This window comes from Butyricimonas sp. BSD2780061689_150309_C8 (genome assembly GCF_015560935.1).
GTDB classification, from domain to species: domain Bacteria; phylum Bacteroidota; class Bacteroidia; order Bacteroidales; family Marinifilaceae; genus Butyricimonas; species Butyricimonas paravirosa.
Map to the genome: position 1 here is coordinate 1 of NZ_JADMSV010000023.1, position 22515 is coordinate 22515.

Consider the following 22515-nt stretch of genomic DNA (forward strand, 5'->3'; position numbering starts at 1 on the left):
AATAATGCTGCGTATCTCCCTGAAAGCCCAATAGTTTACATTATTCTTCCTAAATCCATCCGAAATCGGGCGAGTTTTGCTATATTTGTAATCTAAAACTGATAGATGGAAAAACTAATCATGGGGATAGACCCCGGTACAAACTTCATGGGATATGCAATTCTTAAAACAACCGGAAAGAATTGCAAACCGGAACTTGTCGTGTCGGGAGTCGTTGACATGAAAAAAATGACCGATCCGTATCTCAAACTGCAAAGAGTATTTCAACGCACACTGCAAGTCATTGATTCTTACCATCCGGACGAATTGGCCATCGAATCACAATTCTACGGTAAGAACATCCAATCTATGCTGAAACTCGGACGGGCACAAGGTGTAGCCATCGCAGCTGCCCTACAACGGAATATTCCCATTTTCGAATATGCCCCGAAGAAAATTAAAATGAGCATCACGGGAACAGGAGAGGCCTCCAAAGAGCAGATTGCCCTTCTGCTAGGCAAATTCATGACGATACCGACCACCATTTCCACCTTGGATGAAACAGATGCCATCGCCATCGCCTATTGCCACCACCTACAAGGCAACTTACCCACCACGGGAAACCCCAAATGCAAGGATTGGGGTGATTTCATCAAACAGAATCCGGATAAGGTTTTGTGAAACAATTCATTGTTTCACAAAGTTACAGGTTACAAGTTAACAGGTTACAGGTTCGTCATAACTTGTAACTTGCAAACTTGTAACCTGTAACAAATCGGGCCATAGCTCTCGCTACGGCCCGATTTAAAATGCAAAGTCAAACAATTTTAATCAACAATATCCAAATAAATACTTTCTTGAGCGTAAGGATAAAATTCTTTATCGGTACTTGCCCTCTCTTTCAATTGCGGGTCAAGTTGTATAGCTTTCTGTAAAGCAACAGCCATTACCTGTACATCTTTTACTCTTGCTGCAGCCACGGCCATCATGTAATACTCGTACCCTTCCGTCAGATTCAACTTCTTCAATGTCTCCAAAGCGGCACGATTATCATTAGCCATCAACTGAGCGTAAGCCAGATTCACATTCGGCATCGCTTTCAAGTAAGGAATAGCTTTATTGTACTCTTTATCTTTCAATAACAACATTCCCAAATTATACTTCGCCTCATTCTTTATAGAAGCTTTCGTATACATATCTTTAGCCTGAGTATTATTCCCTTCATTTTGATAAACAATACCAAGATTATTCAGCACTTCCGGTTTTTGATTAATTACAGCTGCCGATTCCAATAACTTTCTAGCTTTTCTGTAATCCTTGTTACGGATAGCAATGACAGCCAAATCATTCAACAAATTTACATCCGTACGAGCTGACAAAACTGAAGTCTCTTGTAATTGAGGTACGTAATAAGTTGTCACCTGATCCTCCACCTGCATCACTTCGGGCACGGTATAGAAAATGTAGAAATCAGCCCGCCGCAATGTCGGAAGAATCACATCTTTCAATTCCGGTACGGTCTTAATATACGATTCCAAAACAGCCTCCCGTTTCTGTAAATTCGGGGCATTCTGCAAATCCTTCACGATTTGTGCCTTATTCTTCAAGTTGGAATCATTCAACAACATATACAAACCTTCCCAATTCTCGCTCACCGTGTTGGAAACGATAAATTTAGTATCTTTTGCCATCGGTGTGTTAGCCAATCCCAAATCTTTCATGAAATAAGCCTTGGCCGTATTGAAACGATTCGTGGTCAAGTTCTTGTTTAATCTTTCCGGTCCTTCCGGGGAACTGGAAACGTACATTAACATATTGGTAATCTTGGCATTTTTGTCTGCCAGAATTTTCTTCATTTCTTGAGTTGCCTGTGCCATGACAGACGATTTTTTCTGCGCATCTGTAATCACGGATTTAGATAACGGGAATAACACGTACCCGCTAATGATTCCCACACCTGTTGCCGGAACATCTTTCACAAAAGTTTCGGTAAACAAAGGAATTGCATCCGGATTGTTCGGTAGAGAATATATATATGTTTTCCATTCCTTCACCCCATTCGTATTTAATATAGCCGGAGTAAACGCAACAGTTTTATTTCCCATGATCGCCTCAATATCAGCGATTAGTACCCCTTTTTGCATACCGTCACGATAAGGGAATGATAAATTATAAGTTCCCAACGTGTTTCCTTTATATTCCACCACCGGGTAATTGGTACCCTTCACCTTCTCACCTTGGAAATAAAGCGGTTCCATCGCTTCTTCCCCACCGGGATATTGCATTTTAGGAGTCACTTTCAAAATTAACTTTTTATAAAACTGCCTGGGAGCAAAAGCAATATTATAATTAAAATTCACAACCCCATCCACCGCAGTCAACTGCTGAGGAGAAACTTTCCCCACAATTGCCGTTTCGATGGCCTCTCTCTCCAACTTCTTCATGGTATTACACCCCACCATCAAGAAAGAGAGCATCAAAATAACTCCACTCGTTATCAAAGATAATTTTCTCATAGTTCTCTTTTTTTGCGTTTAACTTATTCTATCCATTAAAAATGTTCATATTTTTCAATTCATATCCTCTCTAACGAATTTTATTGAATAAGGTTTTTTATCTTTGTCAAAAGTTTTGAAACAAGGAGATTCAATTCACATTTATTATGGAAGAAACTGTTAAACCGATATATATTGAACAACTTTTCAAAAGTAAGAATCCGAAGTTAGCCCGCTGGATTCCGAAATTCGTTTATTCATTTTTAAAACGTGTGATCTGCCAAGACCAGATCAACGACTTCATCTCTAAATACGGGGATCAAAAAGGTTTGGATTTTGCCGAAGGTATCTTGGAATATCTTGATATTTCTTACATCATCGAAGGTAAAGAGAATTTACCTGCCCCCGACGGACGCTATATTTTTGCCGCAAATCACGCTCTCGGTGGGCCGGATGGTATCATTCTGATCTCCTTCTTGGGGAAAATATATAAAAAGCTTAAATTCCCGGTAAACGATTTACTCATGAATCTCAAGAATCTGAATAATATCTTTTTACCGGTTAACAAACACGGAGCCTTAGCCAAAGAAGCTGCCGTGGATCTGGAAAATGCGTTTGCCTCCGATGCCCAGATCATCACCTTCCCTGCCGGAATGGTAAGCCGCAAAGTTAAAGGCGTGGTTAAAGATTTGGAATGGCAAAAAAGTTTCGTGGTTAAAGCTGTTAAATACCAACGGGACATTATTCCGATACGGGTAAAAGCGGAAAATTCAAAATTCTTTTATAATTTAGCAAACTTTCGTACCAAAATAGGACTAAAGGTTAATCTGGAAATGATGTATCTCCCCAAAGAAACATTCAACAAGAAAGGTTCAACTTTTACGCTTGTCATCGGGAAACCCATTAAATGGGAAACCCTAGATAAAAGTAAAACACCGAAAGAATGGGCGGAAGAGATAAAGAATATTGTCTACCAATTATAGATCTACATAAACTATGCAACCAGTCATCTATCCTGTAAACAAAGCGAAATTATTAGCAGAACTGACAGAAGAAAGATTCATTCGTAAAACCAACAAAGGGGGAAACGAGATTTACTCGTTTAATGCTTTCAACAGTCCTAACCTGATGAAAGAGGTGGGAAGATTACGGGAATTAACCTTCAGGACTGCCGGGGGCGGTACTGGAAAAGAGGTAGACATTGATCCATTTGATGTTGACGAGCAGGTTCCCTACCAGCAATTAATCGTATGGGACCCGAAAGAGCAGGAAATCCTAGGCGGGTACCGATATATTTTATGTGACAACCTTCCTTTAAATCAAGAGGGAGAACCCAACTTGGCCACGACTGAATTATTCCGTTTCTCCGAGGCCTTCAAAAAGCAATATCTCACTAAAATGATTGAGTTGGGGCGTTCTTTCGTACAACCTTTGTACCAGTCTACAAAAATGGGACGCAAATCCCTGTTCGCTTTGGATAACTTGTGGGACGGTCTGGGCGCTCTTACCGTGGAGAATCCGGGTATGGAATACTTCTTCGGGAAAGTAACCATGTACACCAGTTTCAATATAGAGGCTCGTGACATGATCTTATTCTTTATGCGGAAGTACTTCAAAGATACGGAAAGACTTGTCGAGCCGATCACTCCATTGGAAATTCATATTGATGATAATAAACTCGGGAAAATACTCTGCGGAAATAATTATGACGAGGATTATCGAATCCTCTCTCGTTACGTCCGGGAACATGGAGAAAATATCCCACCCTTAGTAAATGCCTACATGAGCCTGTCACCTTCCATGAAATCCTTTGGGACAGCCATAAACCCGGGCTTTGGTGGTGTGGAAGAAACAGCAATTCTGATCAAGATTGCAGATGTATACGAAACCAAGAAAGCCCGTCACATCTCGACCTATATACCTCGAATACTTCGGTTAAGAAAATTCTGATCAAACAGTCACGAAAATCAGACTGATTCCGATGGCAAAATAGACCAACGATTCGATGATATGCATGATCAACGAGAATCGAGCATTTTGCATCAACCGATGTGACAACCGGTCGGCCAGCAAGGCTACCAACGTGAATATAACAATGGCCTGTGCCATAAAAAGCAATCCCAGTATCAGTAACTCTCCTGCCGGGTTCTCCGTGGCAGGACTTACAAACTGGGGAAAAAATGCAATAAAGAACAACAGCACCTTCGGATTCAGTATATTCATCAGAATTCCCTTCCGGTACAGTTTATATTCTACCCCGGTAGCAGTCGGCAAAGCCAACGAATTTTCCTTCCGGTGGATATATGATTTCACGCCCAAATAAATCAAGTAAGCCGCCCCCATATATTTCAGTACGCTGAATGCCACCGGAGAATTATACAAAATCAAAGAAAGTCCCAGACTCACAGCCGCCGTGTGAGCGATCAACCCCGTACACAACCCGCAAGCAAAAATAATTCCCGCTTTCTTTCCCCGGGTAATACTTTGCGTGATCACGAATAAAATATCCGGCCCCGGCATCAAAGTCAATAAAATGGCCGCACTTAAAAAACCCAATATATTCACTTGAAAAAACTAAAAGTTGAAAACTAAAAGATAAAAGTTTAGCCAAAAAGATAAAAGCTAACAGTCCTAAATCATTGAACTTTTAGCTTTTATCTTTTAGTTTTTATCTTTACAGCAAGTTACTTGCCACTTCTGCCAGGTAACTTCTCTCTCCCTTCTCCAGATGCACGTGGGCAAAAATATCCTGCCCCTGCATACGGTCAAACAAATGCGATAAACCATTCGATTGTCGATCCAAGTAAGGAGAGTCTATCTGGTCAATATCTCCCGTGAATACCATCTTCACGCCCTCTCCTGCACGAGTGATGATCGTCTTTACCTCATGTGGTGTAAGATTCTGCGCTTCATCCACGATGAAAAAGACATTTGACAAACTCCGCCCCCTGATATAGGCCAGTGCCGAAATCACCAGACGTTCATCTTTCAACATATCCTCAATCAACCGGTTTTCCTGGCTATGCATATTATAACGATGCTTGATCACGGCCAGATTATCAAACAAAGGCTGCATGTACGGGCTAACTTTCTCGTTCACATCCCCCGGCAAATACCCCAAATCCTTGTTTGACAAGGCCACGATCGGACGTGCCAGGTAAATTTGCTCGAATGCCTTGTTTTGTTGCAAAGCTGCCGCTAAAGCCAATAATGTCTTTCCCGTACCGGCCTTACCGCTCAATGCTACCAACGAGATATTCGGATTCATTAAGGCATCCAGAGCAAACGCCTGCTCCGAATTCTTCGGGTAAATGCCGAAAGTATTTAGTTTCTCCACTTTCCGCACCACTTTCCGGACGGGATCATAACAAGCCAATACCGAATTACTACCATTCTTCAATATATAGTAATTATTTCCTTTAATTTCTTCCTTCGGGAAAAACGTCTCTACCGGAACTCCTGCCTCCCCGCTTTCGTAAAGCTTTGCGATCAACTCTTGAGAGAAATCCTCTTTTGTCTCTATACACTTGTTTAACGACACTTCCAAGTCCTTCACCTGATCGGTCTTGTAGTCCTCTGCCAAAATTCCCAGAGACCTCGCTTTCATCCTCAAATTCATATCCTTCGACACCAAAACGACCTTTTCTCCTTCTCTCTTCTCTGTTATATATTCAGCAATAGCCAATATTCGATGATCGGGAATATCCTCGCTAAAAGAATCATTCATTTTGGGAGAGAAAGGCACTCCCGTCTGGATAAACAAACGCCCTCTTCCCTTACCTAACGGCGCTCCTTTTAGAAAAAAATCTGATCCGGAAATCTGATCCAATTCCCTGACAAACTCACGGGCATGGTAATTAATCTGGTCATTCCCGCGTTTAAACTTATCTAACTCCTCCAATACCGTGATTGGAATAACAATATCATTATCCTCGAAATTGTAGATGGATCTGTAATCGTGTAAAATCACATTCGTATCTAATACAAATGTTTTCTTATTTTTAGTTTTAGTCATAATGTAATTTTTTAAAACAATGACAAGTTACAAAATATAATAACAAAAAAAGCGGCACATGCCGCTTTTTTTAATGTATGAACCGGAACATCCTGTTCCAACGTATCTTACCTAGGAAGGATTTATCCTTATCCAGAGAAAGCCAGATAAAATAAGCTTTCCCGACAATATGATCTTCAGGCACAAATCCCCAGTAACGGGAGTCAGCCGAATTGTGACGGTTATCCCCCATCATCCAGTAGTAATTCATCTTGAAAGTATATTTATCTGCCGGGGCACCGTTAATATATATAACGGAATCCTTTACCTCCAGTTTATTCTCCTCGTATGCCCCGATAATACGGTCATAAAGCGGTAAATTCTCCAACGTCAGGTCAATAGTTTCCCCTTTCTTCGGGATCGGTAACGGTCCGAAATTATCACGAGTCCACGGGTAATTCGGACTATACGGGAATATTTGTCCATCATCCTCCTGATGATTCACCGACAGAACGTTCGGCATTTTCTTAATTTTCTCCACCATTTCAACCGTCAGAGGCAACACGTAATGATTATTCCCCATATAACCACCATTAATATCTTCCATGGAAATCCCCATCTCTTGCAACTTTACCTTATTAAAGGGAGAATTCACGATAATATCATAATTATATTGCATTTTATCTTTATCCTCCAACTTCTTCCCGTTCACGTAAAGTACGGCATCCTTCATTTCCAGAACATCCCCCGGAATCCCGACGCATCGCTTGATGTAATTCTCCCGCTTATCTACCGGACGGGCGATAATCTCGTTCTCCCGCCAAATCTGTTTACGAGCGATAGACCAGGCCTCCTCCGGGGTTACACTCAATCCCTTCTCTTGTGCCACATACCGAATAGCAGCCTCCTGTCCCCTGATTTGCGAATAGTAATCCGGGTTTTCCCTTCCGACGACTACCGTATCCCCCGCCGGGAAGTTAAACACGACAATATCTTCACGTTTAATCTCTCCCAACCCGGCAATCCGTTTGTAAGGCCATTGAATCAAGTCTGAATAAGCTTTCGTTGACTGGGTGAAAGGCAAAGTATGATGAGTAAACGGTACTGACAACGGGGTATTAGGTAATTTCGGTCCGTAAGCCACCTTGCTCACGAAAAGATAATCCCCGACCAGCATGGACTTCTCCATAGAGGAAGTCGGGATCGTGTACGCCTCGAAGAAAAACATACGAATCAAAGTAGCCGCGATAATAGCGAAGATCAAAGCATCGATCCACTCCACCGTCTTGGTCTGTTTTTCCACTCCTTTCTTCTTCCAGAAAGCCCAATGCACCTTCTTCGTGATATAAATATCAAACAGAACAGGCACACCTAATAACAACCACCAGCTCCCGATCCATAACGTCCACAGCAGGTACACGAAAAGAACGCACCCTAATTTAAACCATTTATTTGTCAATATCCTACTCATATATTTCTTGATTTATTAAATTAAACTCCTCCGTCAGCTTCGCTGCCACCTCCTCTATAAACAGAGGAGGAGCTGGTAACCTCTCCCCAAGACAGGGAGCATTCAACTCTCCCTCTGTTTATAGAGGGAGTACCCCGAAGGGGGGAGGGAGTTTGTTATTTCAGTTTTCATTCTAAATTTTCAACAAGTCTTCCATTCCAAAAACACCTTTTTTCCCCATCAGGAATTCAGCCGCCATCACGGCTCCCTGGGCAAAACCATCCCGGGAATAAGCGGAATGGTATATCTGGATTTCATCCACGTTCGATTTATAAGTTACCGTGTGAATCCCCGGAACTTCACCTTCTCTTTTGGCTTTTACAGGCAAGTCTCCCGCACCGACCTTTCCTTCATCCAGTACCCAAGACGAGTATTCCGGATGCTCTTCCAAAATATCTTTTACCAAAGTAATGGCTGTTCCACTGGGAGCATCCAGCTTGTGAATGTGATGGGTTTCCTCGACAGAAACTTTATAATCGGAAAATCGAGCCATGGTCTGTGCCAGCCAACGATTCAGATGAAAAAATATATTCACCCCGATACTATAATTGGATGCGTAAAAAAATGCTCCCCCTAATTGCTCGCGTGACATCATCACTTCGCCCCATCTTTCCAGCCATCCCGTCGTACCGGATACCACCGGAACATGATTACGGAAACACCAATTATAATTATCGACTGCCACGGCCGGGGTTGTAAATTCAATCGCGACATCAGCCTGTTTCAATTGATCATCCGTACATGTAGCCCGGTTATTCTCATCCACGACCAACACGACTTCATGCCCACGATCACGAGCCACACGCTCTATCGTTTTCCCCATTTTCCCGTATCCAAGTAATGCAATCTTCATTATATTGAATTAAAAAATAATGTACCACTGTCTTACAAAGGTAATATTTAAAAATAAAAAAAGGCCACCCGAGGGCAGCCTTTTCTGATATTTTATAATTACTAAGCTAACTCTTTCACTTTCGCAACGATTGCTTTGAAAGCTTCCGGTTGATTCATAGCCAGATCAGCCAGAACTTTACGGTTCATGTTTACCTCTGCTTTATGAACTAAGCCCATAAACTTAGAGTAAGACAAACCTTCCATTCTAACCGCGGCGTTAATTCTCTGAATCCACAACGCTCTAAATTCTGATTTTTTCTTCTTTCTGTCACGGTACGCGTACGTTAAGCCTTTTTCATACGTGTTTTTGGCAACCGTCCAGACATTTTTTCTTGCACCAAAGTTACCTCTGGTTTGACTTAAAACCTTTTTTCTACGTGCTCTTGAAGCAACGGCATTTTTAGCTCTTGGCATAATCTTTTGTTTTTTGAATGTTAGCGTCCCTCAAGGAACTTAACTGGCGTAACATCCTGGTTAATTACTGTTTTTTTTAAATTTCTTAGATACAAAGCATTTTTCTCACGGTTGCGTCGTTAGCCACGTCAACGATAGCTGTATGAGTCAAATTTCTTTTTCTCTTGGTTGCTTTTTTGGTCAAAATATGACTTTTAAAAGCATGTTTTCTCTTAATCTTCCCGGTAGCAGTCAAAGTAAATCTTTTCTTTGCACTGCTCACACTCTTCATCTTTGGCATTTGTTCTAATTTTAATTTGTTTCAGAATATATGTAATTATAAAATATCCCTTATCGATTTTAGATTTAATGATTTTAGATTTCAGATTGAAAAATCCAATGATGGAATGATTTTAGATTCGCGGATCTATTCATTCTAAATTCTAAACTTTAAACTCTAAACTCTAAACTTCCATTATTTCTTAGGAGCAATAACCACGATCATTTTCTTCCCCTCAAGCATGGGAGCGGATTCCAGTTTCCCGTAATCTTCCAACGCATTGACAAAGCGTTCCAACAAGTCAGCCCCCTGGTCTTTAAACAGGATCGAACGCCCTTTGAAGAACACGTAGGCTCTTACCTTCGCACCTTCTTGCAGGAACCCGATCGCGTGTTTCAACTTGAAATTGAAATCATGATCGTCTGTTTGAGGCCCGAAACGGATCTCCTTTACAACGACCTTCACGCTCTTGGCTTTAATCTCTTTCTGCTTTTTCTTCAACTGATACAGGAACTTGCTGTAATCAATGATCCTGCATACAGGTGGATCGGCATTTGGGGATATCTCTACCAGATCAGCTCCGGCTGCTTCAGCCATGGCTAAAGCCTCTTTTAAAGGATAAACACCCGCTTCTACATTTTCACCAACGACTCTCACAGAAGCAGCCCGAATTTGCTCGTTCACTCTGTGCTGTGGCTTGTCATTTTGACCTCTGCCCCTAATTTCCATTGTTCTTGCTATAATTAATCCTCCTTTTATTATTATTCATTGTAGATAGAGTTCAACTGAGCTTCTACCTCTTTATTTATCATTTCTGCGAATTCTTCCGTTGTCATAGCTCCTTTGTCTCCCTCTCCTTGACGACGAACAGAAACTTTATTTTCGTTCATTTCCTGTTCCCCGACAATCAACATGTAAGGAATCTTTTTCAACTCGTTATCACGTATCTTACGACCAATCTTTTCGTTACGATCGTCTAAAACGGTGCGAATGTCGGAATTATTTAAGAAATTTACAACTTTTTGAGCATAATCGTTGTATTTTTCACTGATCGGGAGTACCACGACCTGGTCCGGAGTCAACCACAACGGGAATTTTCCACCTGTGTGTTCGATCAGCACGGCCACGAACCGCTCCATACTTCCGAACGGAGCCCGGTGAATCATTACCGGACGATGTTTCTGGTTATCAGCACCCGTGTATTCCAGCTCGAAACGTTCCGGCAAGTTATAATCCACTTGGATCGTTCCTAACTGCCACTTCCGCCCGATGGCATCCTTCACCATGAAGTCCAATTTCGGCCCATAGAATGCGGCCTCACCCAACTCGACAGTTGTTTTCAATCCTTTCTCGGCAGCAGCCTCGATAATAGCACTCTCGGCTTTCTCCCAGTTTTCATCGGTTCCGATGTATTTCTCCTTATTATTCGGGTCTCTCAAAGAAACCTGCGCGGTGAAATTCTCGAAACTCAACGCTTTGAATATCGTGAAAATAATGTCGATTACTTTCTTGAATTCCTCTTTCAACTGATCGGGCGTACAGAACAAGTGAGCATCATCCTGCGTGAACCCGCGAACCCTTGTCAACCCGTGCAATTCCCCGCTCTGCTCGTAGCGATACACCGTACCGAATTCTGCAAAACGAACCGGAAGATCCTTATAAGACCGCGGTTTGAATTTATACATCTCGCAGTGGTGCGGGCAGTTCATCGGTTTCAACATGAATTCCTCGCCTTCTTGCGGGGTCGTGATGACCTGGAAACTATCTTTACCATACTTCTGGAAATGTCCTGAAGTCTTGTACAAGTTCACGTTACCGATATGCGGGGTGATCACCTGCTCGTAACCGTACTTCTTCTGTACCTTGCGCAAGAAAGCTTCCAGACGATCTCTCAACATGGCTCCCTTCGGCAACCACATCGGAAGTCCCGAACCAACCGCTTGCGAGAACATGAACAACTCCATTTCCTTACCAATCTTACGGTGATCGCGTTGTTTTGCCTCCTCCATCAATACCAGCCATTCGTCCAGCATTTTCTGTTTCGGGAAAGTGATACCGTATATACGGGTTAACATCTTGTTATGTTCGTTCCCTCTCCAGTATGCCCCGGCAACAGAAGTCAACTTGATAGCTTTGATATAGGATGTATTGGGCAAGTGTGGTCCGCGGCACAAGTCCGTGAAATCACCCTGACGGTAATACGTGATTGTTCCGTCTTCCAAATCGTTGATTAACTCTACTTTATATGTCTCGTTAAGCGATGAAAAATGATTCAACGCCTCTTGCTTACTAACGTCTATCCTGCAATACTCCTCGTCTTTTCTTGCCAATTCCAACATTTTCTTCTCGATCTCCACCAAATCTTTCTCTTGGATAGCAACACCTTCTCCCGGGTCCACGTCATAGTAGAAACCATTTTCAATTGCCGGACCGATACCGAACTTGATATTCGGGTAAATAGCCTGCAAAGCTTCTGCCATAAGGTGTGCAGATGAGTGCCAGAAAGCATGGCGTCCCTCTTCATCGTCCCATGTATATAGCTTAATCTCGGAGTCTGTTGTTATACCGCGCATCAAATCCCACGTGACGCCATTTACGGATATAGACAACACTTCCTTAGCCAGCTTATGGCTAATCGACTTAGCTATGTCCATGCCGGTTACCCCGGACTCGAACTCTTTTACATTCCCATCGGGAAATTTAATCTTTACCATTCTGCTTTCTTTTAGTTATTACTCTTTGTAATTTACGAACCGCAAAATTATAAAAAAACATCGGAATATCAAAGAAAAAGCCCGGCTTAAACACGCCTCTTCTCTTGAAAAAGAAACAGACACGAGGCATGTTCAAAAACGATCCCGGACATCATTTAACAAATGCAAATATTCGCTATTATTTATTTACTTTATTGCATTCACATTGTGACCCGCTCCCATTCCGCTCCCATTCCTCCCCTATTCCCCTCCTATTAATATTAAAAATATATTAAATTATAATACAATATACAAACGAGCTGATCAATGTATAATAATAAGTAAATACATAAAATATAAAAAATTGATTTATAACACCTTGCCTAACAAAATTTGTATTTTTCTAAAAAAAACGTAACGTGTAGATTTTAGCACGGGAAAAAATGAGAGGCGAACTCAAAAGTCATGCTCAAAACAGCAACCTCCCCCCTGTGTAAGGGGAAACTAAAAACTAAAAATTAAAAGATGTCGGCTCGTGCGCTGGAATCTAAAATTTAAAAGCTAAAATTAAAAAGCTATTCCTGTCCGTGTAATTTATTAAATAAAATGGCCAAGTTCGTGTATATCGTCGTGTTTTGCACGGCAATATGAGCAGGTACTTTAATCCGGGCCGGGGTAAAATTCCAAATAGCCTTGATCCCCCAAGCAACCATTAAATCGGCCACGTTCTGGGCACATTCGGCCGGAACGGTAATGATTCCTATCGCCACGTTACATTCTCCCGGCATTCCCCGGAACTGGTCCACATGAAAAATCTCGACATCATTAATCTTTGTCCCAATTTTAGATTTGTCCACGTCGAAAGCCTTCTGTATATTCAAACCGAAATTTCTCAGTCCCTTATCCTGCAACAAGGCACATCCTAACGAACCCGCCCCGACTAGAAAAGCGTTATTAATCTTGTTAAAACCAAGAAAGTCATCCAGTATCTCCACGAAATTATCCACCTCGTAACCAACACGAGTTTTACCGGAGATACCGGTATGCGACAAATCTTTCGTCACTTGCGTGGCGTCTATTTCCATGTATTCGGCAATTCTTGTCGATGAGACGTACTTCTCTCCCTGTTTTTGCAATGTCTTCACGAAAGAAAGATACGCGGGCATCCGCCTCAAAACCGGAACTGGAACAACTTTACTATCATTAGCCATATAACGTTCTATAATTTCTGCAAAGTTATATCTTTTCGGCGAAATCCGACACAAAGAATTTGCATTATTTCTTTTCTGTCGTTTCCGGGCGAACAACACCTTTGGCCGACGCGATCATATTACTTTCCCCGTTAAACACCGCCCCGGCCTCAACAACCATAGTTGCAGTGGAGATCGTTCCCTTCACGTTTGATTTTGCCCTTAACACAACAATACCAGTTGAAACTATATCCCCCTCCACGTTCCCGAACACGTCAATATTCGGAGAATTGACTTTTCCCGTAACACGAGAAGAAGGCCCGAGAACCAAACGCCCGTCAGTATGAACTGTCCCGACAAGCGTGCCGTCAATCCGTATATCCCTTGGCGTTTGAATATCCCCCTCGACGATGACACCTTCACTCAAAAGATTCAAGATTGCCTGTACTTCCTTTCCCATATCTTTATTTCATTTTTATTTTCCCAAATGCAACACATACGTTACTACGACAATTAGCACGTTTTCTTATCATGACATACTAATTCCGGGTTTAAAGTTAGTGAAATTTCGTCAAATACATACATCATCTCCACCGGCACACACGATCTCTTCACTTCACGCCCCATGCTCGTCAGATGAAACGCACGAAAAGAACACACCACACAGCCTACATTTCCCGAATTTATTCCATATTTGTACGAAATCAATGCCATATACTTCTTATATATTATTAACATTTTCATCCTCAAACACACGCCTTTTTTCACTGAAAAGAAATATCAAAGCCCGAACTTACACCCACTGTATATTTTTACTATTTTTGCCCGCTCAACAGAATGAACCAGTTTATTTAAAAGAATATACATGAACTACAAGGAAACATTAGAATGGTTATTTGCCCAGCTTCCCATGTACCAAAGAGAAGGTAAGGCCGCATACAAAGCCAATCTGGACAACACGTTAAAACTGGATGAACACTTCGGTTCTCCGCACAAACAATTCAAGACCATCCACGTGGGGGGTACAAACGGTAAAGGTTCAGTGTCTCACATGCTGGCCTCCATATTACAAGAAGCCGGGTATAAAACCGGACTATACACGTCACCACACTTGAAAGATTTCCGCGAACGTATCAAAATAAACGGGGAGATGATCACGGAACAATACGTGATCAATTTCGTGGAAGAAAATAAATCCCTTTTCGCCGGGATCAAACCTTCCTTCTTCGAAATGACAGTAGCCATGGCCTTCCAATATTTCGCGGACCAGCAAGTCGATATTGCTGTTATCGAAGTCGGACTTGGGGGACGACTGGACTCCACGAATATCATTACCCCTATGGCCTCGGTGATCACGAATATCTCATTCGATCATATGGCTCTTCTCGGTGACACGTTGGAAAAAATCGCACACGAGAAAGCGGGTATTATCAAACCCGGCGTTCCCGCAATCATCGGAACGAAAGACCCCACCAGTGACTTTGTCTTTATTGAGAAAGCAAAAGAGTGTGAAACCACCCTTGAATTTGCGTCCGAAAACTGGCAAGTAACACGAGATGATAAAAACACCTACCGGCTGGAAAACAAAAACGGGATCACGTTTGCCCCCGTGCAAGCAGACCTGAAAGGACTTTATCAACGAAAAAATATCCCGGCCGTTCTGGAAACGGTTCTAAGCCTAAGAAACAATGGCTTGCACATCTCCGATCAAAACATATACAACGGCATAGCCAACACGATTCGCAACACGGGATTGCTTGGACGTTGGCAAGAATTATCACAAACGCCCTATACGGTATGCGACACCGGACACAACATCGATGGACTAACCGAGATTGTCGCCCAATTAAAAACCTGCACGTACGAACAACTTCATTTCGTGATTGGTATGGTAAACGACAAGGACGTGGACAGCGTGTTACACATCCTGCCCAAAGACGCTATTTACTATTTCTGTAAAGCATCCATACCCAGGGCTATGGATGAGAAAATTTTAGCCGAGAAAGCCCGGGCAAATCATCTTCACGGGGAAACCTTCCCGACAGTTGCTGCAGCCTATCAAGCCGCCCGTGAAGCCGCCCGCAACCGGGATATGATATACATCGGGGGAAGTACTTTTGTTGTCGCGGAAGTGATTTAAAAAAACTTATAAACTAAAAGAGTGTCAAAAATAAATTTTGACACTCTTTTTACTACACGAAAAATCAAACTATAAACTTTGTCTTATTCCTTTTTAGGAGTTTCTTTTTGCGCTTTAAATACCGCTATCACGTTATTACTATCTTTCAGCGTCAACTTATCATTCTTTATGATAAAACTCTTCGTATCTTCCAGAACCTTGAAAAAACTTGTTTCAATATCCATATCAGGACAAGCCATCTTAGTCGCTCCCATCCCGCTAAAAGTTAATTGCGACTCCTTTTGCTCGTAAGCACCAAAAAAGCGATTACATCCCGCCCTTCCAAATACTTTCTTATCACTGTCTTCAAGCGTGATGAATACCTCGCTCCCACCTTCTTTGAACTTGATCTCTTTCCCGTTCAGACTCTCCGCCACCCATTTCACCCCGGTCAGAGAAACGCTCTCCTTTGCCGACTTGCACGAAGTCATCCATATTGCTAATACACAACAAAAAAATATTCCTTTCATAATTCAATCACCATTTTGGATAATTAGTACTCATTAGTTTTCTCATTCTTTTCTACAAATACCATGCCAAAAGGGAATTTCATCAATAAACCTCACCTCATTCAAACATTCATTTATTTGAGAAATCAAGCAGTAAAAAAAAACATCTAAAGGGATGAATTAACTTTTGAATTACTGAATAAATTCAATAATTGATTATATATTTGCACGTGTTTTTAAAATAAACAATTACAGGGTGAATTAGAAATAATTATCTACATATCAAAAACATAATAAAACAATGTCCAAGGTTATAAAACTGAAAAAAGGCCTTGATATCAAGTTAAAAGGAGAAGCCGAAAATCTGGTGAAAAACATCGAGAGATGTGATTTCTACGCGGTAAAACCAACAGATTTCCGTCTGCTTACTCCCAAACTTGCAGTAAAGGCAGGCGATCAAGTGAAAGCGGGTGACGTGTTGTTTATCGACAAGTACAGACCTGAAGTCAAATTCACATCACCTGTTAGCGGTACAGTCGAAACCGTAAACAGAGGAGAAAGAAGGAAGTTGCTGGAGGTCGTGGTTAAAGCAGATGACCAAATCCAATACAAGGATTTTGGGGCTGCAGACGTGAACAAACTTTCCAGAGACGAAATCATCGAAAAATTACTTGACAGCGGGGTTTGGCCCATGATCAAACAACGTCCGTACGACATCATCGCGACCCCGGCTGATATGCCGAAGGCGATATTCGTGTCCGGTTTTGATTCCGCCCCTCTCGCTCCGGATTTCGACATCACTCTTGCAGATGAATTAACCGCGCTCCAATCCGGAATCGATTGCTTAAAAAAATTATGCGGTAAAAACGTGAACTTGAACTTGAAAGAAGGGACGCCTTCAACATCCGTGTTCGCCAAGCTGAAAAACGTGGATGTGAATTATTTCGCGGGACCACACCCGGCAGGAAATGCAGGAATCCAGATTCACCATCTGAACCCGATCAACAAAGGGGAAATCGTTTGGGTGGTAAACGCTATGGACCTTGCCATTATCGGACGATTATTCACTTCCGGAAAATTCGACGCCCGCAAGACGATTGCTCTCGCAGGTTCAGAAGTTGAAAAGCCTGCTTACTACAAAACCATTCTGGGAGCAAAAATCGGTTGTATCGTGAACGGGAAACTGAAGAATCAAGTTCATCAACGTATTATTTCCGGTAACGTACTCACGGGTTATAAAGTAACTGAAGAGAACTATCTCGGATTCTATAATAATATGGTAACCGTTATCCCCGAAGGTGATAATTACGAATTTTTGGGTTGGGCAACTCCCGGTTTCAACAAATTCTCCATATCAAAAACTTTCCCCTCTTTCTTATGTCCGAACAAGAAATACACTCTTGATGCCAACTATCACGGGGAAGAAAGAGCCTTCGTGGTGACCGGACAATACGAGAAAGTTCTTCCCATGGACATCCTTCCCGTTTACCTGCTGAAAGCGGTACTGGCAGAGGACTTGGACAAGATGGAACAACTCGGTATGTACGAGATTGTCCCGGAAGATATGGCTTTATGCGAGTTCGTTTGTACCTCTAAAACTCCGGTACAGGAAATACTGGAAAAAGGTATAGAGTTAATGATAAAAGAACTAAGCTAATTTTAAATTGCAAATTTTAAATTGTCAATTCCTTGATGGGACACGATTCAAAATTTAAAATCTAAAATCTAAAATTTAAAATTATAAAGATGAATTTTTTACGCAACTATCTAGATAAGCAAAAGCCAAAATTTGAAAAGGGAGGCAAACTATACAAGTTGCATTCCGTTTTCACGGGTTTTGAGTCTTTTCTTTTCGTGCCTAACCGCACGACATCTTCAGGCTGTAATATCCGGGACGCGATTGATCTGAAAAGAACCATGATCATTGTCGTGATGGCCTTGATTCCGGCCCTTTTATTCGGTATTTATAATGTGGGATACCAGCATTTCAACGCTATGGGTACTCTGGCCGATACCGGTTTCTTCGAGTTATTCTTCTATGGGCTGTGGAGAGTGTTACCTATGATCATCGTTTCCTACGTGGTCGGATTGGGTATTGAATTTGCTGCGGCACAAATCAGGGGACACGAGATCAACGAGGGATTCCTCGTATCCGGTTTATTAATCCCGATGATTATGCCGATTAACGCCCCCCTTTGGATGGTGGGAGTTTCCACCGCCTTCGCCGTGATTATCGGTAAAGAAATCTTCGGTGGTACTGGAATGAACATCTGGAACCCGGCATTGTTAGCCCGTGCGTTCTTCTTCTTCTCCTACCCTTCCATGATTTCGGGGGATAAAGTATGGATCGCCGGAATGCCCGACGGGTTCTCTCAAGCGACCCCGCTTGCCGAGGCTGCCCAAGGTCTGCCCACGACATATGATATGTCTTCCATGTTCTGGGGATTGATCCCGGGTTCCGTGGGAGAAACATCAACCTTCTGTATATTGCTCGGAGCCATCTTGTTAATTGCCACCGGAATCGGGAGCTGGAAAATAATGCTTTCCACTTTCATCGGGGGTTACTGCATGGCCTTATTGCTTAACTACACGTTACCCGCAACCAACCCGTACGCGGCAATCACCCCGATTACTCATTTAATCATGGGAGGTTTTGCTTTCGGAGCCGTATTCATGGCAACAGACCCTGTAACATCGGCACAAACGGAAAGAGGGAAATGGATATATGGTTTCATTTTAGGTATCATGGCCATCCTTATTCGTACGCTAAACCCCGGTTACCCGGAAGGAATGATGTTAGCCATCCTGTTAATGAACACCTTTGCTCCGCTTATTGACTGGTTTGTCGTTCAAGGTAACATCAAGCGCAGACTGAAAAGAGCTAAAGCGACGCAATTGTAGATTTTAAATTTTAAATTGTAAATTTATTCTGATACGAATTTAAAATCTAAAATCTAAAATTTAAAATTAATAACGAGATGAACAAACAAGGAAATACATATACCTTTATCTATTCCATCGTTTTGGTTGTCGTAGTTGCAGCCATTCTGGCGATAGTGTCTCTTTCACTAAAGCCATACCAAGATGAGAATATAGAGAACGAGAAGAGACAAAACATTCTGAGTTCTGTAAATGTTAGTTCTACCCCGGAGACTTCGGCTGAATTGTTCAACAAAATCATCACGAAACAATTCATTCTGAACTACAAGGGTGAGGCTATCGAAGGAAACGCTTTCGCCGTGGACATCCCGACGGAAGGTAAGAAACTTCAGAAAGCAATGAAAAACCCCGAACTTCAAAAAGCGTTGAAGGACGGAAAACTGCTTTCAGAAACAATCAAAGATGACAAAGCATTAGCGGACATTAAATTCCCTGTATTCGTGGCCAACATTGACGGAGCTCCCAAATACATCCTGCCGACATACGGGGTTGGACTTTGGGGTCCGGTATGGGGTTATATTTCTTTAAATGAGGACAAAAATACCGTTTACGGGGTCCTGTTCGACCACAAAGGAGAAACTCCCGGACTTGGAGCCGAAATCACCCAACCGTTTTTCCAGAAGCAATTCAGCGGAAAGACCGTTTTTGAAAACTCCTCTTTAAAAGCCATCACGGTGAAGAAAGGCGGTAACGCAACCGGAGCACATGAAGTTGACGGAATCTCTGGAGGTACTATCACGTCAAAAGCAGTTGAGACGATGATCGCCGACTACTTAAAATGTTACGAACAATTCTTAAAACAAATACAATAATGAGCGATAAAGAAACATTATTTTCAGCTAAGAACCGAGGATTATTACTTGGTCCCTTGAGCAAAAATAACCCCGTTCTGGTACAGATTCTGGGTATATGTTCTGCTCTCGCCGTAACCGCGAAAATGGAACCGGCCATCGTGATGGCTCTTTCGGTTACAGCCGTAACGGCATTCTCTAACGTGATTCTTTCGCTACTGAGAAATACAATCCCGACACGTATACGTATCATCGTGCAGTTGGTCGTGGTTGCCGCATTAGTAATTATGGTGGATCAGGTACTGAAAGCGTTCGCCTACGAGGTAAGTAAACAATTATCCGTGTTCGTCGGGTTGATCATCACGAACTGTATCATCATGGGACGTATCGAGGCTTTCGCTTTAGCAAACAAACCGTGGCCTTCATTATTAGACGGTATCGGTAACGGTCTCGGATACGGGTTAGTTCTCGTGATCGTGGCTTTCTTCCGTGAATTACTTGGGTCCGGAACTTTGTTCGGGGTAAAAGTAATCCCGCAAATATTCTACGATTGGGGTTATCAAAACAACGGTTTAATGATCCTTCCCCCGATGGCATTGATGCTGGTGGGTCTGATCATTTGGGTTCACCGTTCCAAGAACAAGGATTTAATAGAACAGAAATAGTCAATTAAAAGTGAAATAACGATATGGAAAATCTATTAAATATATTTGTCCGGTCCGTATTTATCGATAATATGATCTTTGCTTATTTCTTGGGTATGTGTTCGTACCTTGCTGTATCAAAGACCGTAAAAACATCATTCGGATTAGGTATTGCTGTTGTATTCGTATTATTCATCACCGTTCCGGTAAACTACTTGCTAGATAACTTCGTGTTAAAAGCCGGAGCTTTAAGCTGGTTACTAGGTGAAAGTGCTGCAAACATCGATTTGAGTTTCTTGAGCTTTATCATGTTCATCGCAATCATTGCCGCTATTACTCAATTGGTGGAAATGATCGTGGAGAAATTTGCCCCGGCACTTTATAACCAATTAGGTATCTTCCTTCCATTGATCGCAGTAAACTGTGCTATCATGGGAGCTTCCTTGTTCATGCAGGAAAGAGGATATGCTAACATTGGAGAGGCAACAGCTTTCGGTTTGGGTTCAGGTATCGGTTGGATGCTCGCCATCGTGGGTATTGCCGCTATTCGTGAGAAACTGAAATATTCAAATATCCCCGCCCCGCTTAGAGGTATCGGTATTACCTTTATCGTGACCGGATTGATGGCTATTTCATTCATGAGTTTCTTGGGAATTAACCTGTAAAGTAATTTTAAATTGTAAATTTTTAGATTGTAAATTTCTCTGGAGTCCTCAATTTAAAATTTAAAATCATAAAATCTAAAATTAAAAATGATGTTATTAGCAATAAATACAACAATCGTGATGTCAGGGGTCATCGTGTTCCTTCTAGTAACACTGATTCTCGTAGGCATGCTTTTGTTTGCAAAAGCCAAACTGACTCCTAAAGGAGAAGTTAAGGTTAGCATTAACCAAGGAGAAAAAGAAATAGTGACCGAACCGGGTTCCACGCTATTATCTACTTTGGGAAACAACAAAATCTTCCTTCCTTCAGCTTGTGGAGGTAAAGGTTCATGTGGTATGTGTCGTTGTCAGGTCGAATCCGGAGCAGGGTCTATCCTACCGACCGAAACGGGATTCTTCTCCTATAAACAACAACACGACAACTGGCGCTTGGCTTGTCAGGTAAAAGTGAAAGAGAATATTGAAATGCACATTCCGGAAGAAGTTCTCGGAATCAAGAAATGGGAATGTGAAGTGGTTTCCAATAGAAATATCTCTACTTTCTTGAAAGAATTCGTGGTAAAATTACCGGAAGGCGAAAACCTGAAATTCAAATCCGGAGGATACATTCAGATTGACGTACCTGCAATCGACGTTGACTTCAAGACGTTCGATATTGACGAGAAGTACAAGGCGGATTGGGAACGCATGAAAATGTTCGATCTTAAAATGCACAACCCGGAAGCAACCTACCGTGCTTACTCCATGGCAAACTCCCCGGCAGAGGGTAACATTATCATGCTGAACATTCGTATCGCAACTCCCCCGTTCGACAAAGCTATCGGTGGTTTTGCCAACGTGAACCCCGGTATCTGTTCCTCTTACATCTTCTCTCGTAAACCGGGAGATAAAGTAAGTATTTCCGGACCTTACGGAGAGTTCTTCTTGAGAGACACGAACAACGAGATGATGTTCATCGGTGGTGGTGCCGGTATGGCCCCCATGCGTTCACACATCTTCAACCTCTTCCACACGATGCACACCGATCGTAAAGTTACTTTCTGGTACGGCGCACGTGCTTTGCAAGAAGCTCCTTACGTGGACGAGTTCAACAAGATTCAAGAAGAGAACCCGAACTTCCACTGGACTCTGGCTCTCGACAGACCGGATCCCGTGGCTGACGCAGCCGGAGTGGCTTACAAACCGGGCTTTGTTCATCAAGTAATCTTCGAGAATTATTTGAAGAATCATGAAAACCCGGAAGATATTGAATACTACCTCTGCGGTCCTCCTATGATGATCTCGGCAGTAACCAAAATGCTGTACGACCTTGGAGTTCCAGATGAAAACGTGATGTACGATAACTTCGGAGGATAATCAAAATAAAAAAGCTGCTTGTACAAGCAGCTTTTTTATTTCAAATGAGTACCAGCAAGTTTT

Annotated in this window: 23 protein-coding genes; 10 read left to right on the top strand and 13 right to left on the bottom strand. The window is 42.2% G+C overall.

The annotated features are described in order from the left end of the window. The first annotated feature begins 105 nt into the window (after window positions 1-105). Window positions 106-660 (top strand): crossover junction endodeoxyribonuclease RuvC, encoded by a 555-nt coding sequence (ruvC, locus tag I2I33_RS15280; protein ID WP_087420425.1) that lies wholly within the window; start codon window positions 106-108, stop codon window positions 658-660. Window positions 661-806: 146 nt separating this feature from the next. Here ruvC and I2I33_RS15285 read toward each other — a convergent pair whose 3' ends face one another. Beyond that, the gene (locus I2I33_RS15285) at window positions 807-2495 is read right to left on the bottom strand and encodes a tetratricopeptide repeat protein (protein WP_229128329.1); all 1689 of its coding nucleotides are present in this window, start codon (window positions 2493-2495) and stop codon (window positions 807-809) included. A gap of 146 nt (window positions 2496-2641) precedes the next feature. Here I2I33_RS15285 and I2I33_RS15290 point away from each other — a divergent pair, with 146 nt between their 5' ends. Both I2I33_RS15290 and I2I33_RS15295 read left to right on the top strand, forming a co-directional pair. Continuing rightward, on the top strand, window positions 2642-3457 hold the full coding sequence (locus I2I33_RS15290; protein ID WP_087420426.1) for a glycerol acyltransferase: 816 nt from the start codon (window positions 2642-2644) through the stop codon (window positions 3455-3457). Window positions 3458-3470: 13 nt separating this feature from the next. After that, on the top strand, window positions 3471-4424 hold the full coding sequence (locus I2I33_RS15295) for a GNAT family N-acetyltransferase (protein WP_087420427.1): 954 nt from the start codon (window positions 3471-3473) through the stop codon (window positions 4422-4424). On the opposite strand, the gene I2I33_RS15300 is transcribed toward I2I33_RS15295, so the two are convergent. The 11 genes from I2I33_RS15300 to I2I33_RS15350 all read right to left on the bottom strand — a co-directional run bounded on the left by I2I33_RS15300 (window position 4425) and on the right by I2I33_RS15350 (window position 14172). Next, the gene (locus I2I33_RS15300) at window positions 4425-5039 is read right to left on the bottom strand and encodes a LysE family translocator (protein ID WP_195666843.1); all 615 of its coding nucleotides are present in this window, start codon (window positions 5037-5039) and stop codon (window positions 4425-4427) included. It abuts the gene before it with no gap. 109 nt (window positions 5040-5148) lie between these two features. Next, complete coding sequence (locus I2I33_RS15305; protein ID WP_087420428.1) at window positions 5149-6489, bottom strand: PhoH family protein; 1341 nt, start codon at window positions 6487-6489, stop codon at window positions 5149-5151. A gap of 70 nt (window positions 6490-6559) precedes the next feature. Then, window positions 6560-7939, bottom strand: coding sequence for a signal peptidase I (lepB, locus tag I2I33_RS15310; protein WP_087420429.1), 1380 nt, complete (start codon window positions 7937-7939; stop codon window positions 6560-6562). A gap of 172 nt (window positions 7940-8111) precedes the next feature. Further along, a complete protein-coding gene (dapB, locus tag I2I33_RS15315; protein ID WP_087420430.1) occupies window positions 8112-8831 on the bottom strand; it encodes a 4-hydroxy-tetrahydrodipicolinate reductase in 720 nt (239 codons plus the stop codon). 101 nt (window positions 8832-8932) lie between these two features. Beyond that, the gene (rplT, locus tag I2I33_RS15320) at window positions 8933-9286 is read right to left on the bottom strand and encodes a 50S ribosomal protein L20 (RefSeq protein WP_027200086.1); all 354 of its coding nucleotides are present in this window, start codon (window positions 9284-9286) and stop codon (window positions 8933-8935) included. Window positions 9287-9371: 85 nt separating this feature from the next. Beyond that, window positions 9372-9566, bottom strand: coding sequence for a 50S ribosomal protein L35 (rpmI, locus tag I2I33_RS15325; protein WP_027200085.1), 195 nt, complete (start codon window positions 9564-9566; stop codon window positions 9372-9374). A gap of 174 nt (window positions 9567-9740) precedes the next feature. After that, the gene (infC, locus tag I2I33_RS15330; protein ID WP_027200084.1) at window positions 9741-10274 is read right to left on the bottom strand and encodes a translation initiation factor IF-3; all 534 of its coding nucleotides are present in this window, start codon (window positions 10272-10274) and stop codon (window positions 9741-9743) included. 32 nt (window positions 10275-10306) lie between these two features. Continuing rightward, a complete protein-coding gene (thrS, locus tag I2I33_RS15335) occupies window positions 10307-12259 on the bottom strand; it encodes a threonine--tRNA ligase (protein ID WP_087420431.1) in 1953 nt (650 codons plus the stop codon). 554 nt (window positions 12260-12813) lie between these two features. Then, a complete protein-coding gene (locus I2I33_RS15340; protein WP_087420432.1) occupies window positions 12814-13449 on the bottom strand; it encodes a redox-sensing transcriptional repressor Rex in 636 nt (211 codons plus the stop codon). A gap of 64 nt (window positions 13450-13513) precedes the next feature. Then, the gene (locus I2I33_RS15345) at window positions 13514-13888 is read right to left on the bottom strand and encodes a polymer-forming cytoskeletal protein (protein WP_087420433.1); all 375 of its coding nucleotides are present in this window, start codon (window positions 13886-13888) and stop codon (window positions 13514-13516) included. Window positions 13889-13941: 53 nt separating this feature from the next. Then, window positions 13942-14172, bottom strand: coding sequence for a hypothetical protein (locus I2I33_RS15350; protein WP_087420434.1), 231 nt, complete (start codon window positions 14170-14172; stop codon window positions 13942-13944). A gap of 121 nt (window positions 14173-14293) precedes the next feature. On the opposite strand from I2I33_RS15350, the gene I2I33_RS15355 reads away from it, so the two are divergent. After that, window positions 14294-15568: a bifunctional folylpolyglutamate synthase/dihydrofolate synthase gene (locus I2I33_RS15355; protein ID WP_087420435.1), complete on the top strand. Its 1275-nt coding sequence runs from the start codon at window positions 14294-14296 to the stop codon at window positions 15566-15568. A gap of 83 nt (window positions 15569-15651) precedes the next feature. On the opposite strand, the gene I2I33_RS15360 is transcribed toward I2I33_RS15355, so the two are convergent. Next, entirely contained in the window at window positions 15652-16077 is a 426-nt protein-coding gene (locus I2I33_RS15360; protein ID WP_229128330.1) for an META domain-containing protein, read from the bottom strand. A gap of 280 nt (window positions 16078-16357) precedes the next feature. Between I2I33_RS15360 and I2I33_RS15365 the strand changes: the two genes are divergently transcribed. From I2I33_RS15365 to nqrF, 6 genes are all read left to right on the top strand, one after another. Continuing rightward, window positions 16358-17713, top strand: coding sequence for a Na(+)-translocating NADH-quinone reductase subunit A (locus I2I33_RS15365; protein WP_087420436.1), 1356 nt, complete (start codon window positions 16358-16360; stop codon window positions 17711-17713). Window positions 17714-17802: 89 nt separating this feature from the next. After that, on the top strand, window positions 17803-18957 hold the full coding sequence (locus tag I2I33_RS15370; protein ID WP_087420437.1) for an NADH:ubiquinone reductase (Na(+)-transporting) subunit B: 1155 nt from the start codon (window positions 17803-17805) through the stop codon (window positions 18955-18957). A gap of 77 nt (window positions 18958-19034) precedes the next feature. Continuing rightward, the gene (nqrC, locus tag I2I33_RS15375) at window positions 19035-19808 is read left to right on the top strand and encodes an NADH:ubiquinone reductase (Na(+)-transporting) subunit C (protein WP_087420438.1); all 774 of its coding nucleotides are present in this window, start codon (window positions 19035-19037) and stop codon (window positions 19806-19808) included. After that, complete coding sequence (locus I2I33_RS15380) at window positions 19808-20452, top strand: NADH:ubiquinone reductase (Na(+)-transporting) subunit D (RefSeq protein WP_087420439.1); 645 nt, start codon at window positions 19808-19810, stop codon at window positions 20450-20452. Before nqrC ends, I2I33_RS15380 begins: the two co-directional genes overlap by 1 nt. 23 nt (window positions 20453-20475) lie before the next feature. After that, complete coding sequence (gene nqrE, locus I2I33_RS15385) at window positions 20476-21096, top strand: NADH:ubiquinone reductase (Na(+)-transporting) subunit E (RefSeq protein ID WP_087420440.1); 621 nt, start codon at window positions 20476-20478, stop codon at window positions 21094-21096. A gap of 87 nt (window positions 21097-21183) precedes the next feature. Next, window positions 21184-22452: an NADH:ubiquinone reductase (Na(+)-transporting) subunit F gene (gene nqrF, locus I2I33_RS15390; RefSeq protein ID WP_087420441.1), complete on the top strand. Its 1269-nt coding sequence runs from the start codon at window positions 21184-21186 to the stop codon at window positions 22450-22452. The last annotated feature ends 63 nt before the right edge of the window (window positions 22453-22515 follow it).

What these genes read in the sequence shown, in the direction of transcription:
- ruvC (WP_087420425.1), top strand. Translation starts at nt 106, where the DNA reads ATGGAAAAACTAATCATGGGGATAGACCCCGGTACAAACTTCATGGGA.
- I2I33_RS15285 (WP_229128329.1), bottom strand. Translation starts at nt 2,495, where the DNA reads ATGAGAAAATTATCTTTGATAACGAGTGGAGTTATTTTGATGCTCTCT.
- I2I33_RS15290 (WP_087420426.1), top strand. Translation starts at nt 2,642, where the DNA reads ATGGAAGAAACTGTTAAACCGATATATATTGAACAACTTTTCAAAAGT.
- I2I33_RS15295 (WP_087420427.1), top strand. Translation starts at nt 3,471, where the DNA reads ATGCAACCAGTCATCTATCCTGTAAACAAAGCGAAATTATTAGCAGAA.
- I2I33_RS15305 (WP_087420428.1), bottom strand. Translation starts at nt 6,489, where the DNA reads ATGACTAAAACTAAAAATAAGAAAACATTTGTATTAGATACGAATGTG.
- lepB (WP_087420429.1), bottom strand. Translation starts at nt 7,939, where the DNA reads ATGAGTAGGATATTGACAAATAAATGGTTTAAATTAGGGTGCGTTCTT.
- dapB (WP_087420430.1), bottom strand. Translation starts at nt 8,831, where the DNA reads ATGAAGATTGCATTACTTGGATACGGGAAAATGGGGAAAACGATAGAG.
- rplT (WP_027200086.1), bottom strand. Translation starts at nt 9,286, where the DNA reads ATGCCAAGAGCTAAAAATGCCGTTGCTTCAAGAGCACGTAGAAAAAAG.
- rpmI (WP_027200085.1), bottom strand. Translation starts at nt 9,566, where the DNA reads ATGCCAAAGATGAAGAGTGTGAGCAGTGCAAAGAAAAGATTTACTTTG.
- infC (WP_027200084.1), bottom strand. Translation starts at nt 10,274, where the DNA reads ATGGAAATTAGGGGCAGAGGTCAAAATGACAAGCCACAGCACAGAGTG.
- thrS (WP_087420431.1), bottom strand. Translation starts at nt 12,259, where the DNA reads ATGGTAAAGATTAAATTTCCCGATGGGAATGTAAAAGAGTTCGAGTCC.
- I2I33_RS15340 (WP_087420432.1), bottom strand. Translation starts at nt 13,449, where the DNA reads ATGGCTAATGATAGTAAAGTTGTTCCAGTTCCGGTTTTGAGGCGGATG.
- I2I33_RS15345 (WP_087420433.1), bottom strand. Translation starts at nt 13,888, where the DNA reads ATGGGAAAGGAAGTACAGGCAATCTTGAATCTTTTGAGTGAAGGTGTC.
- I2I33_RS15350 (WP_087420434.1), bottom strand. Translation starts at nt 14,172, where the DNA reads ATGAAAATGTTAATAATATATAAGAAGTATATGGCATTGATTTCGTAC.
- I2I33_RS15355 (WP_087420435.1), top strand. Translation starts at nt 14,294, where the DNA reads ATGAACTACAAGGAAACATTAGAATGGTTATTTGCCCAGCTTCCCATG.
- I2I33_RS15360 (WP_229128330.1), bottom strand. Translation starts at nt 16,077, where the DNA reads ATGAAAGGAATATTTTTTTGTTGTGTATTAGCAATATGGATGACTTCG.
- I2I33_RS15365 (WP_087420436.1), top strand. Translation starts at nt 16,358, where the DNA reads ATGTCCAAGGTTATAAAACTGAAAAAAGGCCTTGATATCAAGTTAAAA.
- I2I33_RS15370 (WP_087420437.1), top strand. Translation starts at nt 17,803, where the DNA reads ATGAATTTTTTACGCAACTATCTAGATAAGCAAAAGCCAAAATTTGAA.
- nqrC (WP_087420438.1), top strand. Translation starts at nt 19,035, where the DNA reads ATGAACAAACAAGGAAATACATATACCTTTATCTATTCCATCGTTTTG.
- I2I33_RS15380 (WP_087420439.1), top strand. Translation starts at nt 19,808, where the DNA reads ATGAGCGATAAAGAAACATTATTTTCAGCTAAGAACCGAGGATTATTA.
- nqrE (WP_087420440.1), top strand. Translation starts at nt 20,476, where the DNA reads ATGGAAAATCTATTAAATATATTTGTCCGGTCCGTATTTATCGATAAT.
- nqrF (WP_087420441.1), top strand. Translation starts at nt 21,184, where the DNA reads ATGATGTTATTAGCAATAAATACAACAATCGTGATGTCAGGGGTCATC.